Annotated in this window: 12 protein-coding genes; 4 read left to right on the forward strand and 8 right to left on the reverse strand. The window is 65.7% G+C overall.

Annotated features, from left to right (window positions below; all coding sequences use genetic code 11):
- Positions 1–60: 60 nt before the first annotated feature.
- The gene (locus tag HNR22_RS05310; protein WP_218906181.1) at positions 61–708 is read right to left on the reverse strand and encodes a hypothetical protein; all 648 of its coding nucleotides are present in this window, start codon (positions 706–708) and stop codon (positions 61–63) included.
- A gap of 206 nt (positions 709–914) precedes the next feature.
- On the opposite strand from HNR22_RS05310, the gene HNR22_RS05315 reads away from it, so the two are divergent.
- On the forward strand, positions 915–2,810 hold the full coding sequence (locus HNR22_RS05315; protein ID WP_179779347.1) for a 5'-methylthioadenosine/S-adenosylhomocysteine nucleosidase family protein: 1,896 nt from the start codon (positions 915–917) through the stop codon (positions 2,808–2,810).
- Positions 2,811–2,832: 22 nt separating this feature from the next.
- On the opposite strand, the gene HNR22_RS05320 is transcribed toward HNR22_RS05315, so the two are convergent.
- Complete coding sequence (locus HNR22_RS05320; protein ID WP_179779348.1) at positions 2,833–3,048, reverse strand: hypothetical protein; 216 nt, start codon at positions 3,046–3,048, stop codon at positions 2,833–2,835.
- A gap of 154 nt (positions 3,049–3,202) precedes the next feature.
- On the opposite strand from HNR22_RS05320, the gene HNR22_RS05325 reads away from it, so the two are divergent.
- Positions 3,203–4,570, forward strand: coding sequence for a helix-turn-helix domain-containing protein (locus tag HNR22_RS05325; protein ID WP_179779349.1), 1,368 nt, complete (start codon positions 3,203–3,205; stop codon positions 4,568–4,570).
- Between the two features lie 75 nt (positions 4,571–4,645).
- Here the strand turns inward: HNR22_RS05325 and HNR22_RS05330 are convergent, their stop codons facing one another.
- The 6 genes from HNR22_RS05330 to HNR22_RS05355 form a co-directional block, all read right to left on the reverse strand.
- Positions 4,646–5,857 (reverse strand): GmrSD restriction endonuclease domain-containing protein, encoded by a 1,212-nt coding sequence (locus tag HNR22_RS05330; protein ID WP_179779350.1) that lies wholly within the window; start codon positions 5,855–5,857, stop codon positions 4,646–4,648.
- A 96-nt stretch (positions 5,858–5,953) separates the two neighbouring features.
- A complete protein-coding gene (locus HNR22_RS05335) occupies positions 5,954–6,598 on the reverse strand; it encodes a hypothetical protein (RefSeq protein WP_179779351.1) in 645 nt (214 codons plus the stop codon).
- Entirely contained in the window at positions 6,595–7,797 is a 1,203-nt protein-coding gene (locus tag HNR22_RS05340; RefSeq protein WP_218906182.1) for an AAA family ATPase, read from the reverse strand. The genes HNR22_RS05335 and HNR22_RS05340 overlap by 4 nt, the downstream gene beginning before the upstream one ends.
- A 158-nt stretch (positions 7,798–7,955) precedes the next feature.
- Complete coding sequence (locus HNR22_RS05345) at positions 7,956–9,224, reverse strand: hypothetical protein (protein ID WP_179779352.1); 1,269 nt, start codon at positions 9,222–9,224, stop codon at positions 7,956–7,958.
- 51 nt (positions 9,225–9,275) lie between these two features.
- Positions 9,276–12,836 (reverse strand): BREX-2 system adenine-specific DNA-methyltransferase PglX, encoded by a 3,561-nt coding sequence (gene pglX / locus HNR22_RS05350; protein ID WP_179779353.1) that lies wholly within the window; start codon positions 12,834–12,836, stop codon positions 9,276–9,278.
- Positions 12,837–12,908: 72 nt separating this feature from the next.
- A complete protein-coding gene (locus tag HNR22_RS05355; RefSeq protein ID WP_179779354.1) occupies positions 12,909–13,148 on the reverse strand; it encodes a winged helix-turn-helix domain-containing protein in 240 nt (79 codons plus the stop codon).
- Positions 13,149–13,466: 318 nt separating this feature from the next.
- Here HNR22_RS05355 and HNR22_RS05360 point away from each other — a divergent pair, with 318 nt between their 5' ends.
- Positions 13,467–13,760, forward strand: a complete 294-nt coding sequence (locus tag HNR22_RS05360) for a DivIVA domain-containing protein (protein ID WP_425488041.1) — start codon at positions 13,467–13,469, stop codon at positions 13,758–13,760.
- Entirely contained in the window at positions 13,757–14,053 is a 297-nt protein-coding gene (locus HNR22_RS05365; RefSeq protein WP_343059693.1) for a hypothetical protein, read from the forward strand. Before HNR22_RS05360 ends, HNR22_RS05365 begins: the two co-directional genes overlap by 4 nt.
- Positions 14,054–14,064 lie beyond the last annotated feature (11 nt).

Here is a 14,064-nt window from a genome sequence, read left to right on the forward strand (position 1 = left end):
GGCACCGGCGTCGCGACAGAATCGACCGTCAAGGTGGCCAAGGAACAGCCGTTATGTCGATCAGGCGGAACGTGCGTCCGACCAGGCAAGGGCGAAGAGTCGCAGGCAGAGGTCATACATCGGACTTGACCGCCGGAACACCAGGCAGGGCGAGTTTCGGCCATGCTCGGAGTCCTGGTAAACGGTCAAATAGACGACATTGTCCGTAGCGATAATCCGCCCAAAATGAGGCAGATTGTAAAGCCGCATCTGGACCTCGTTTCGACCGGCGATCCGCGCGCAAAGATAGTCGATGTTCGCCCTGACCTGACGCGCCAGGAGCCCTCCGCCGAAGCCTGGGTCGTGGTTGCCCACCTCCAGGTCGCGCCTGGCCAGCCAGGAGTCTGCATCAGCAACGTCAGGGTCTGGGATCAGCAAATGGACCTCGACGGATTTGCTGCCGCCCGCCCAGAGCCCCGAGAAGCTGTCTCTCGTCAACTCATTGCCGCGACTGACGAAGGCGCGGATCCACCGAGCCCGCCGCAGGTCATGCTCGAGCGCCCCGTTGGCCAGTGACTGGGTCGCGTAGATCCGTAAGACACCGACGCCCGTCAAGCGAGACAGCCAGGCGACCAGCCAACCACGGACCCGCTGCGAGCCAAACCAGACGGCTACCACTCCGATCAGGCTAGCTGCGAGCGAGCTGAGCACTCCCCACAGGAACTCCACGTACACCCTCCTAGCTGCGGGTAACCGCTGATCCATTACTGAGGCGTAAGTCATGAACCGTCTACACTTTGACGACTTTCATTCTCCTCCGCGGCGCAAGACCGGACACGTCGGAGACGGCAAGAGCGGTGACCTCCATGCATGACGGCCGGCACGTCAACGACGACAGGGCGCACGAGCCCCACAGCGGACCCGGCCTACCTACGATGGACGACACCCCGAATTTTGAGCAGTGCCGCCGAGCTGCCCGCAGCGTTCGTGAAGCCCCGTTGGCGACCGAAGCCATTCGAGTGATCAGGCCCCGGGGACAGGGCATGCATCGCTCGCGACCGCCGTTGTCCGTGCTGCTTTACCTGGCCGGACGGGAGAATCGACTCGTTTGGAAGTCAGAGGACGCGTTCGCCGTCGTTGAGCCACCGACGGCACGCGCCCAAGAGTGGTCCAAGGGGTCGAAAGCACCTCAGGGACTCGCGCTCGTCGTGCGTTGGTGGGATCTGGCAATCCTGGGCGTACCGCCGATGGCGCTCATAGCTGTGGCTGTGCCGGTCGCGCTCACTCCCTGGGGCAAGACCGCAGCAGTGGTGATGGGACTGTCGGCGATTGCCTACGTGACGGCTCAGATGAGCGTCGGCACGCTACGGCTGATGTGGTCGCTTCTCCGCCGATTCAGCTACCGTCGCGGTGCCGGCCGCGACTTCCTTGCTGACGAACTGCGCAGTTACCACTGGGTCGTCACCCTGTTCCACAGCCCGCACCCCGAGGCCGTTGAGGGCCTGTTGGAACAGACGGCGAATCGGGCTGCTGCCCTCGATGCCCACTTAACCGTCGATGCCGCGTACGGCACGACTCTGCTGGCCTGCAGCGCTCGTTGCGTGACCGACGCGGCCGGTCGGCAGGCGCTGAGTGCATCTCCTCAGCTCCGCAAAGTCGATGAATCGGACTGGTACGTCAACCGTCCGACCCGAAAGGTCAGGCCGCCGACCACCAACGCCATTGAGCCCATCAGCGCGCTGCGGTTGATGGGCCTGGCCACAATGCTGGTGCTCGGCATGCAGGCTCATTACATCGCCGTCGTCGAGCGACAGAGTTGTGGAGACGGGAGTTGCTCGCGTCAGCCAGTCACCTTCTTCCAGGCAGCGGAGTGGCTACTGCACCGCCTCAGCTGGCAATCCTCGTCCTTTGAGCCTCTCACCTGGCAAGCCCGCAGCCTCGGTGTGGTGACCATGTTTCTGGGGCCCGTGCTGGTGGCATGTGTGCTCACCGGGCTACGGCGCCATCTCCGCTATCAGGACGAACGAAAGAAGATGATGTACGCCCACCTTGATGATGAGCCTGCCGCACGTTCGGCGGTCCTGCTGCTCGTGGTCAACGAGACCGAACGAGACGCCGTCATCGCGGCCGTCTGCGAGCAAACCGGTTGCACCGACCCGAGACCCGACCAGGTCGACCTGCACACCGTCTTCCGGCTCGGCACCCTCGGCTCGAACGACATCGTCCTTGCGCACAGCGAACAGGGCACGGTGAGTTCCCACGGGATGACGACCACTGCCGGGGCACTCCTCAATCACCTGTCCCCGGACGCGGTGATCCTCACCGGCGTCTGCTACGGCCTGAATTCACGCAGGTATGACGGGGGCGACCAGGAACTCGGCGACCTCATCGTCTCGACGCAACTGCGGGCGGTTGACCACCGCAAGGTGACGGTCGTCGACGGGGAACGTCACGAGATCAACCGAGGTCCCCGACCCGAACCGGCCATCCCGCTGCTGAGCAGAGCGCGCGCAGCGACGCACGGGTGGACCGGTCCGCCCGTTCACTTCGGCGCCGTGCTCTCCCTCAACACCCTGCTCAACGACCCGGAGGAACGTGCTCGGCTGCAGCGCCAGGACGAGGAGGCGATCGGCGGAGAGATGGAGTTGGCTGGGCTCTACGCCGCGGCGGCCCGCACCAAGACCGACTGGCTTCTCGTAAAAGGAATCTCCGACTGGGGCCGGGACAAGACGAGCGCCCCTCAGGCGCCGGCGGCGCGAAACGCCGCGGACTTCGTCGTCCGGCTGTTGCGGCTCGGCAATGCGCAGAGCGACCAACACGAAGGTTTTTGAGGCGAGCCGGAACCCCTGCGCATCACTGTCGGTCATCCCGACGAGAGTGGCTGGCGGCGAGGCCTACCAGTGCAGTGACGATGGCCCCAACCGCGGCGACCGCAGCGGTTGCCGTGCCTTCAGGACCGCTCAGCGCGACCACCAGAAGCACCGCACTGGCCGACGCGCCGACAGCCAGGGTACGGCCCACCACGGCTGACGGCAGATCACCCGGCGTCCGCTTCTCCGATTCATCCATCACGACTCCCAACGGGTAGCGGTCATCGGGTTCAGCACAGCAGGGATGTGGGTGTTCAGGCACCCGGCGCGTCGTATTGCGAAACAGCCTTGCGTGAGACGCCATTCACGCAGCACAGTCGACAGAGGCAATATCGGGCCGACTGGAGGCCGCCATGGGTGCGGACCGTCGCTGGTACGAGCTGCCGGAGGCCAAGCAGGCGGCCTCCACGGGGGACTTCGGCGTGCTGCTGCGGGTCGCGCGTACCGCTGCTCGGCTCACCCTCGCGGAGGCCGGCCAGCGCTGCGGATACTCGGCGGCGACCCTCTCCCGGATCGAGCGTGGCCGCCAACCGCTGACGGACGTCACGGTGCTGCGTCGCCTCGCCGAGATATTCGACATTCCGCCGGAGCTGTTCGGACTCGCGACAGGAGACGGCCGGAGATTCAGCCGTCTTGGTGGCTCACTGGATAGGGTGCTCGGTGAAGAGCCATCGCGCGAGGCGGGAGGTGGTCCGGTGCGACGACGTGACGTGCTCGGCGGCCTGGCAGGCATCGTGGGCGCTGCCATTCCCGTGGCGGATGACGGACCGGCTGCGATGCCTGGCCGCGTCGTCAGCAGCCTGGAGGACGCACTGCTGGGGAATGCACCGGCCCCGGCCGGCCTCGTTGACCCGGCTCGGTTACGTGCGGCGCTTGGCACCGCTTGGTCCGACTTCCATGCCTGCCGTTACACCCGATTATCGTCACGGCTGTCGGGGCTGGTATCGACGGCAACGTCTGCCCACAGCATCGCCGACGTTGACGCTCGGTCGACGACGGCCAGCATCCTGGCCGAGACTTATCACCTGACCACGCAGGTGCTCATCAAGCTGCATGAGGACGGCATGGCGTGGTCGGCCATGGACCGGGCTCGCCAGGCGGCCCGGGAAGCCGACGACCCGCTCCTGACCGCCGAGACGGCGCGGATCTCGGCAATCGTGTTACGACGTTCCCGGCACAGAGCCCGGGCAGAGCAAACGGTGATCAGCGCCGCCCAGGCCCTTGATGCGGCGACCGGGTTGACCTCGCTTGAGCAGGGGTGCGCGTACGGACGACTGCTGGCGACAGCGGCATACACGGCCGCACTTTCGGACCACCGTGACACCGCTTGGGAGCTGCTGGCAGAGGCAGACGAGGCCAGCCGGCGGGCCGGCGCGGGCAGCGGCTTCGCGGGGGTGGACGTCGCGCTCTACAAGATCAGTGTCGCCCGGACACTGGGTGACTTCGGCGCAGCGGTCCAATACGCCCGCGCATTGCGTCCGGAGCGGCTGGGCAATGTGGAGCGGCGGGCGCGGTACTGGGAGGACGTTGCGTTGGCCCTGTTTGGCCGCGGCGCGCACGCGGAGGCGTACCGGGCACTGCTCGCCGCCGAGCAGACGGCTCCGCAGGAGGTCCGATATCGGCCCTGGGCTCAGCAGCTAACCGGCGCACTGCTCAGCGTCGACCGCCGCCAGGCACTACCCGGGCTCCGCAGCTTCGCCGCCCGCACAGGCATCACCTGACCGCATCGGCTCGAAACTGCGTCGGTCAGGTCCGGGCCCCTGCCGCGGAACGGGCAAGCTGTCGATGTGGCTCGACTACGCGCCGGCTGCCCGGAACATCTCATCAATGGCGGTGAACCTCCGCCGAACCTTCGCCGGATCGCCGGTGCCCTGCGAGATGGCCGACATGAAGTCGACGTCCGACATCAGGCTGAGGAAATGCTTTTCGACCCGGCGATGGCGCTTGACGAGGACGGCGATCTCCTGCGCGCTGAGGGTGGCGAGGTTGACCGCGATTGCCTCGAACAACGCCTTGTTGATAGGAAACCGCCGGCTACCGCCCATGCGGTCGACCTTGCGGAATGCCCAGCCACCGAAGATGTCATACGCGGCGTTCAACGCCTTGTCGAACTCTTCCCGCAGCACCTGAGTCTCTGTCGTGCCCAGCCGATCGAGCTTGCGCATAGACTTACGCAGGAAGGCGTCGAAATCGTCATCGCCGTAGGTCAGCGGATCCGTTAGCCGGAACGCGAGGAACCGTAGGATCATCTCCCGATCGGCCATCCGATCGCTGCGCACGCCGTAGCCGGTCGACTCCTTGAATATCTCGGAATCCGCCCAGTGCCGGAGGATGTCGCGTCCGGCGCCTGGCATCAGGGCGTGTCGCAGTTCCTGACGCGTGAGCGGAAGCCCACCGGTGTTCAGCCGAGCGAAGATGTTGAACTTGACCTCTTCGGGAGTGTCCCGGCGGATGAGATGAACGATCAGCTCGGTTTCCCGCAACCGCTCCTGCAGCCGGTCCGGCAGGTCGGCGAAGGTCGCCTGGTCATAGTCATGGCCGAGGTATTCGAGGTCGCGCAGGTGCAGCGGTTCGGCGCCGATCGCCTCAGGCTCGATGAACTCGGCGATCGTCGTAAGCCGCTGGATGCCGTCGACCATCGCCCAGACCTCGTCGTCGTTCTCCGCTGCGTAGAAGGTCGGCAGCGGAATCCGCAGTAACAGCGATTCGATGAGGCGGCTCTTTTGTTTGTTTCGCCAGATGCCGGCTTGGCGCTGAAAGTCGGGCTGAAGGTCGACCCGGTGAGTGCGGATGCGGGACAGCAGGAGGTCCACCGTCGTGTTTTTGGTGATTACGTCGATCAGCTCGGGATCGAACGGAGCCCGGATGTAATGGTCGGAGTCGACGTCCTCGCCGTCGATGAGGTTCTCTTCCTCGACGCCGCTTGAGTGGCCCGAGGAGTCCGGCTCCTCCGTCGCGATCTCGTGGCCCGCCAGCTCCTCATCAACCAGCTCGGTCGACCCCGTCATCTGTCACCTCTGCTCACGGTTATGCAGCCTTAGTCCCACGGCACATTAGGCGTGCCCTCGTCCGAGCGTCACGCTGTGTCGGATAACAGACTCCGCCTACAGGGAGTCGACCGCGCCGAGGAAGGCAAGCCAGCTCTTGCTGCGCGCGAACCAGGGTGGTGCGAGCTGTCCGAGAGCAACGATCCGCTCGGCGATCTGCACGCTGTCCGCCTCAGAGTAGGCGCGAAACGTCGACTTTCTCGCGCCCGCTGGGGTGAGCGCCCGTGTCAACTCCTGCTTGGCGTTACGGATCTGGCCGACGTCCCTGCCCGCGTACGACGACAGCGGTCTCCACCCTGGACAGACCTGACGGACCGCTTCGGGGAAGAGGAACCACCAGGTCTCGATCTCCCAAGCCGGTACGACCGGGTGCACCGGCCAGGGGAGCGAGCGAAAGGTCTGCTCGATCTTGGTGCTGACCGCCTCGTGGGCCGGCTCGACGTCATCGGCGTCCTCGTGCATAAGGACGGCGCGGATCGGCGTGGCAACCTCGAAGGCTTTGAGTATCTCCCGGACCTTATCGGCATGTCTCGGTAGTCGGTTCGGCGGAACATTGCGCACCAGCGCGGGGGGAACTCGCAGCGGCTTCAGACCACCCCGCCCGATGTCGGGACGGAGTGCGGCCACGAGGACGCGGATCGCCTGCCGGTCGTTGTCATCCTCACCGAGCACGACGACCAAAGGACGCCGTCGCTGCTTCACTCCAAGCCCCCACCGAGTGCGCCGGAGAACCACAGCTCGCCCAAACCAATCTCACCGTGCAGCTCTCCCTCCATTGCGCGCACAGCATCGGGGTCAATGGCTGGTATGCGGGACGACGAGTCCTCACCCCGCTCGCAGACAATGAGCTCATCCGGCTTGAGCCGGTTGACGAGCGCCGGTGAGTGCGTGGCGATCAGGAACTGCGTCCGTTCTGAGGCTTGCCGCAGCAGCTCCACGATGCGATCCAAGATGTGCGGGTGCAGCCCGTGGTCGATTTCCTCGATGCAGGTGAGCTGCGGTGGCGCCGGGTCGTAGAGCAGAGCCAGGAGCGCCAGGGCACGAATAGACCCGAAGGACGCCTCCCGCAACCGGGTGGAGCCGCGCAATCCCGTCTCGACCAGGTTGAGCACGACTCCGCTACCGGCTCCGCCGATGGGCGTGAACTCCAGGCTCTCCAGGCCAGGGATGAACGCGCGCACATCACGGTGCAGCTCGGCAAAGCGATCGGGATGGTTCCGGGCAAGGTAGAACAAGAACGCGGCGAGATTACTTGCGTCGTCAGACAGCCGGTCGCTGATCTCCTCCTGCGCCGGTTGGCGTGCGGCTGCGACGTCCACGTCGAACACTCGGAAGCTGGCGAACAAGTCGGCCAGAGCTTCCACCCGCTCACCGCCTCGCTCAGGGCTGAGCCGAGGCAGCAGGGACAGGCCGAGGGAGTCCTCCCGGACGCTGACGGAGGCCGCGTCGGCGCCATGGAACTGGATACGTCCTCCGGTGATGCTGATGTGCCGCGCCTCGTCCCCCACTCCGTCGGTCAGCCAAAAGTCCTCCTTCCGACGGATGATCGGGTGACGCGGGTCGTCGGGCGACCGGACGGAGGTGAAGGAAAGTGCGTACGCGTCGGCCGCTTCACCTGTGCCTCCGGTGGTCGTCTCCACCTCGATCCGGACTGGGCTGCTGGCGTCGGGGTCCCCGCGGAAATGAAGGCGTGAGAAGCCCCCCCGCCGTGCGAGCGCCGGTTCCAGATCACCGCGGGTGGCGTCGCCGAGGAAAGCGATCACGTCGAGCAGGTTCGACTTGCCCGCACCGTTGGGTCCGACTAGGACGTTGAGCGGGGCGAGGTGCACCTCGACCGCCCGCAGGCTGCGAAAATTCTCCACCGTGAGTCTGCGAAGAAACAGCGGGTGCCGGTCAGTCACGGGCGCAGCCTACCGCGTAGGCGGAACGCCACCCTCCGCCACACCAGCCGCCAGTGGTGCGCGAAGGCCAGATTGTCATTCTTCGACTTCACCAGCCGTTCCCGTCGGCGACTTCTCACGTTCGGTTGTCCCTTTCTCGCCCTCAGTCGGAGGGCTGGTCACAGGCCGGGTGAATTGTTTGAGTCATCGGGCTCGCCCTCGTCGCCCCCACGGTGGCGGAGCGCTCGCTCGGCGATCCGGCTGGAGAGCTTGCCGGTCGCCCACTTGGCCCGGCCGAGGGTCTCGTTGCCAAGGCGCCTGGCAGCACCAACGCCGTCTGCTCCGGTCTCAAGCGCCTTGTCCCTCGCCTCCTTGGCCGCGTCCGTCCATCGTCGCGCTTCCGACGCCTCTCGAGCGCCCTCGATCCCGAGCCGCCCGTGAAAGTCGACAATGGCGATCGAGACATGGTTGCTCGACTGCACCACCGCCGGGGAGTCCATCGGATGCATCAACACCTTGGTGTTGGCCGTGCCAGCAGCCGCATCCATGCGGGCCATCAGGCGCTCGGTGCACCGTGAGATGAGTTCCAGGCGGTTTTTCCGGGCAGCCTTCAATCCGAGGCGATGACCGTCCAACTCGCCTGGGGAGGCGTCCAGCACTCGGTCGAGTTCGAGCACGGCGATGCCGTCCTGCAGCTGGAAGCAGCGCGCCAGGACAGCGAGCCACTCCTGTGCCTTGGACTCTGCCTCCTTGGCTGCCTTCGCGAGATCACCGATCGTGGACTTGTGCTCCAGCTTCTCCGCGAGCGCGTCGAGTTGACGCAACGCGTACGCCTGGGTTTCTGCGATTGCCGTCGGCGCGCCCTGCACCTTCGACCACGTGACCTCGTCGACCCGGCCCCTCGCCTCTCGAATGGTCAGGGCCTCCTCGATGACGAAGCCGACTCCGATCATGCGGGCCAACACCCCGTCTTTCTGGGCGCGGAGCACATCGTCGACCTTCTCGTCGATAACGGCGAGATAATCGGTGATCTCCTTCATGCTCTGTTGCATCGCTACCTGCGCCATGATCCCCGCCGCGCCGGCCAGCATCGCCGGGTTGCCCACCATCGACCCCGGGCCCTTTGCGATCTGGAGCCACGACTTGATCGAGCCCGGCTGCCCCACCATGGCATGACTGACACCCGGCGTCTTGCTCTGCATCAGACCGTATTTGTGGACGACCTGCGCGGACTCCTTGGTCAACTGCACCCAGCGACCAGAGTTGGCAGCAATCTCGGAACCTGCCTGTGCGGCTGCAGCCCCCGCACCGAGGACAGATCCGAGTCGTTGCAGCCCGAGATCCTTCGACGGCAGTCCTTCAGAGACGAGGAAGCGTTCGACGGCCGCCGGTTCCCCGATGACCGCCAACCCGGCGCCGTCACTGATCAGCTGAATCTCGTTATCCAATGTCGGCTCCTGGCGTGCGGGATGGGCGAACAGCGACGCCTTGCGTTCTGTTCACTGCTTTGCCTTACGGCCGCGGGTCGCCTTGGCCGGTCGCCACGACGTCAGCGCCTCGTCGGTGAGGTGCAATCGGTTAGTGGTCTCGGCGAGGAAGCCGTCGTAGATGTCGGCCGGCGAGGCACCCCACTCCGGGTCGAAGTCGCCGTGCCACTGGCGTACCCAGGGAAGGATCTCGCGCAAGCCCGCCACCAGCGGCAACAGCCGGTCGTCGGCCCAGCCGTCCTCCTGCTCGCGGGCCACGATCAGGGTCGCCAGGGCCTGGGCCTGCTCGCGGTGGTCCCAGCCGGCCCAGCCGACCAGCAACGACGGATCACCGTCGCGGCTGGCACCGGGGTACGAAACGAACCGCTCCTTGGGTACGTCGAGCTTGCCCCGATGCTTCCAGAAGCTGCTCTTGAGGAAGTCCGCCGAGGTGTACTTCGGCGGCACCGGGATGCCCTTGCGGAACTCCCGCTTCGCCGCCTCGTCGGGCAGCGCGTCCTCCTGCCGCTGCAGGTCCCACACCTGCTCCCAGTCGGACCGCTTGGCCAGCCCGGTGTCCTTGTAGCGCAGCGCGGCCAGGTGCGGCACGTGCTCGTCGGCGACCAAGCCGGCGATCACCTTGCCGAGGTCCTGACCGGGTGCGTAGAGGTTGGCCACGGTGAGCACATCGGCGTCACGGCGCAGCTCGTCGGCGAGCTGCGCGGTGGTCAGCGGGCGCGGCTGTTCGAGGCCGTCGACGTGCTGGTACCACAACTCCCGCGTCTCACACCGGTCCAACAGCCAGTCGCGCAGCGCCTTCTGCTGCATGACGTCCCAACCGTCGGTGGCCCAGCGCCGCTTGCACTCCGGCCGCTCGATCAGCCCGATGTTGCGGTTGCCCTCGATGACCGCGATCCGCCGCTCCACGACCGCCTTGTACTCGTCCGACCAGTGCGCCGGCAGTTCGGTGATCGGCGTCGACCCGTGCCGAGCGAACCACTGCGTCTCCGCCTCACCGGCGGCCATCTTCCGAGCGAGCACGATCTCGAACGCCCGCTCCCCCAGCTTCAACTCCGGCACCGAGCCGGCCGGGGCGGTCAACTCCTCGTCCAGCAGCCCGTAGAGCGAGTAGACCTGCCAGTCCAACTCCTCCTGCAACGCGATCATCCGCGCCCGGATCGAGTGCCACTCGTCACGAGCGGCGGCTAGCCGCTCGCGAGTGGGCACGCTGGAGGCCGAGACCGGCACCGGGCTGATCGCAGCGAGCCGCTGCGCCAGCCCGTCAATCTTCCGGCCCAATTCGAGGGGGTACGCCAAAGGCAGCGGAAACTCCTGCAACTTGGTGCCGGTGAACTCGTAGAACCGTTCCCACATTTCGGTCTTTATGCCAGATTGATAACCCTCGTTGCCCTTGTTGTGGCTTACCTGTTTGAGCCAGAAGCAGGCGGTGGAGCTATTCAGCACGCCGAGCAATCGCAGGTACTCGTCCTCTGACTCCCCGTCCGACAACTTGATTACCGGTGCGTGCTGATTGAAGGCCGACACACCCCTATCGAGCACGAAATGATTATGTGTAGCCACATCAGAGAACGAGACCAGCCGTGACGAGGAAACTCGCTGCCATGACAGCATCGTCATCTCATGCCATGCCATGCGACGTTGCTCTCTAGTCTTGCCGAATGCCAACCCCGAGCGCAAGCCAGTCCGATAGGGCCAAAACAGCAGACTATCCTGCAGCGCCATCACAGGCTTGGCATCACGATAAGGCCATAGTGCAAATTCGGAATCTAACGACCAGTCTCGGACTCCGTCGCCTGTCGTAAACCGCTTCTGCGGCGCCTCACTCCTACGCCACTGTGTTGGTGAACGAGAGGCCAAGAAGACTTCATCGTCACCGGTAATCGCATAGAATCCGATGGGCCCGTCAGATCGCTGCCTCAATCTGCCCCGAACGGAGCCAAGCAGCGTCATCGCAGCGGACGCACCGCCGCCGCTGAGACTCATAGGGAAGACAAGAACTGCGGCCCGCGGATTATCGGCAGCGCTCACCCACTGACTCTCGGACCCAGGTTTATTGACCTGGTCGACTATAGCCCGCCAAACCACGCCCTTCCTGGGATCCCCCGGGACGCTGGGTTCGCCTCGGATTCCCATTACGGTACGGATCGTCCCAGGCCGGTTCAGATTGGTGTTGCGCCCTACCAAGATGACGGTCGGCGTGCCGTGTCCGGGAATGTAGGCGCCCGAGGTGTCGATAACGTGAGTCAGATTAACCCGGAGGGCAAACAGTACTCCAATCATCTTCTTGCCGAACTCGCGCTTCATGAAGGAGTTGGCCGTGATCTGCCCGACGTGACCTGCGCCCTTGCCAGCGCTGTCGGCGGTCTTCGCAAGGTTGAAAAACCGCTGCGCGAAGGGCACCGACAGTGCGTACTTGCCGGAGCATGTGTCGTACATGTCGCGGTAGGCCTCGTTGAGACCCTTGTCCTTGACCGTAATGTAGGGCGGGTTGCCGACGACGACATGGTACTGGCCGACCCTGAGGATGTCGCCGTGCTCCTTCACGTCCTCTGTGGCGTAGGCGAAATTTGCGAGATCTTCCTTCCCATCGAGGGTTTCCTGGCGCGACTTAAGCAACGAGTCACCGACGGCTAGGTGCATCGGGAAGGTCAGGCCGGCCGTATCGCTCAGCATCTTGAGGCTGCAAGCCCTCAGCGCTGCGACGAGGAGGCGGAAGCGGGCGATGGCCACTGCAAACGGGTTGATGTCCACGCCGCGTACGGCGTCAAGCGCGAGGCGTACCCGCTCGTGAGGGTCGCGGTTGGGGGCGTGTTCCTCCCACTCCTTGAGGAGCCGATGGAAAGCGCCGAGGACGAAGTGGCCCGAGCCGCAGGTCGGATCGATCATCTTGACCACGTCGTGGCCGAACTCGGCGATCGCCGGAGTCAGCGTCAGGTCGAGGATGAACTCCTCGACGAACTCCGGCGTCTGGAGCAGGGCGTAGGTCTTGCGGGCCGCCTCGGAGAGGTCCTGGTAGAGGTCGCCAAGGAACCGCGTGTCCCAATACTCGTCGCGGAAGCTGTGGACCAGGTTGCCACTCTCGCCCCGCCGGCGCCAGAAGCCGATCAGCGCCTTGGCCGCGTCGTGGGACAGCGGGATCTGGTAGAGCGGGTTGTGCCGCTTGTCGAAGAGCGACTTGCCGGCCTGGGTGCTGGCGATGGCGTCGAAGCCCTCCTCCAGCCAGCCGCGCAGCGTTTCCTCGGGCCGGTCGCGAAAGAACTGCGCCTCGGCCTCCTCGGCTAGGACCAGGCGGTCCCCCGGGCCCGCCAGGTAGGGGTCGGGCAGCAGGCGGTTGTCCTCGCTGAAGCGGACGAAGACGGTGCCGAGCACCCAGGCGACGGCGCCCTGGGTTACACGCTCGTCTCGCCAGGCTGTCCAGGTGGCGGCGGTGCGGCCGACCTTGAAGGCGTGGTCGTACTCGCTACGCAGGCGGAGGCGCACCTCCTCGACCGACTCGGCCTGCTCCCGCAGGTCGTTTTCCAGGTTCTTGACCTGCTTCTGCAGGTCGGACAAGAGCAGTTTCCGGTCGATCACGCGCCGACTCTAGTCGTCCCATGGGCGGGACGGGGGTACCCAAAAGGCTCGTATAGGTAGCCGGCCCGCTACCTACGGCTCCCGCATCCAGAGCTTCGGGTCGTTGACGAAGACGCCCTTGCCCTGGTGCCGCCAGATGACGCGGAGCGCCTCCAGTCGCACGTAGACCTGCTTGACGGTGGACGGGCTGACCCTATGGGTGGTCGCGAGCTGCGTAATCGAGGGCAGCTTGTCGCCCGGCTTGAGCCTCTTCGCCCTGACGTCAGCGACGATCTCGTCGGCGATGCGGATGTAGTCGGCAGTAATTGGCATGACTCCCCCTGCGTGGCACGCCAATTCGATCACGCAACGACACCCCACAACAACTCATCGTTTGACTAGGGCGACTGGGACGGCTAAGTTAGGAGCGCCCCTCCCCTTGCGTGGCAACAAGGTGCAGGGGCATCCCCTCGGTCGGGGCGGGTGCGTGTGCCCGTCCCGACCCACCGGACTGCTCTGCTGTCGTACCGCCGAATCGGGCTGCGGCGGCGGAGCGGGCGGGTCGCCCGCGGCCCCCGAGCGGACGGCCCGCCCTTCCGGACCCACCACAAGGACCTTCCGCGCTCCCGCCTGCCCTCAGAAGGGACCGTCGTGGCTCAGGTGTATCGAGGTGGCCAGCCCTACCCCGCCGGCTACCCAGGCCGGTTGACGCCGCACGAGGTGCGGACCCGCGCGTTCGCCGCGTGCCGGCGCGGCGTCGACCCCGATGAGGTACGCGAGTTCCAGGCCCGGGTGGCCGACGAGCTGGCCATGCTCAACGAGACGGTACGGCTGCTCAGCCAGGAGAACGACCGGATCAAGCGGGCGCTGCGTGACTGGCAGACCATGCACGCGCGGGAGTGCCCGCCGCCGCAGGAGCGCCACCACAACTCCGGCCACTGGTGACCGCGCGCCCCTCCCCCGGCGACCTGCTCGTCATCGACGGCCGAGCCTCGGTGCAGTTCGCCGGGGATCGCGCCTTGACCTTCCGCGTCGTCTCGGTCTGCGGCCGACCGACGTACGAAGGTTGGGTCCGGCTGACCGGCTACGTCCTCAACCGCCGAGGCAACGCGACCGACAAGCGCGAGATCTTCGTCCAACTCGAAGGACTCCACGGCGACGCGCCGCACTCACCAGGGGCAGCGTCGATGCCGAACATGTCCCTATGCTCTGCCGAAGGCAGGACCGCGGCACCGTAGTCAACCTGCGA

Origin of the sequence: Micromonospora jinlongensis (assembly GCF_013410645.1) — a bacterium.
Lineage (GTDB): Bacteria > Actinomycetota > Actinomycetes > Mycobacteriales > Micromonosporaceae > Micromonospora > Micromonospora zamorensis.

What these genes read in the sequence shown, in the direction of transcription:
- HNR22_RS05315 (WP_179779347.1), top strand. Translation starts at nt 915, where the DNA reads ATGGACGACACCCCGAATTTTGAGCAGTGCCGCCGAGCTGCCCGCAGC.
- HNR22_RS05320 (WP_179779348.1), bottom strand. Translation starts at nt 3,048, where the DNA reads ATGGATGAATCGGAGAAGCGGACGCCGGGTGATCTGCCGTCAGCCGTG.
- HNR22_RS05325 (WP_179779349.1), top strand. Translation starts at nt 3,203, where the DNA reads ATGGGTGCGGACCGTCGCTGGTACGAGCTGCCGGAGGCCAAGCAGGCG.
- HNR22_RS05330 (WP_179779350.1), bottom strand. Translation starts at nt 5,857, where the DNA reads ATGACGGGGTCGACCGAGCTGGTTGATGAGGAGCTGGCGGGCCACGAG.
- HNR22_RS05355 (WP_179779354.1), bottom strand. Translation starts at nt 13,148, where the DNA reads ATGCCAATTACTGCCGACTACATCCGCATCGCCGACGAGATCGTCGCT.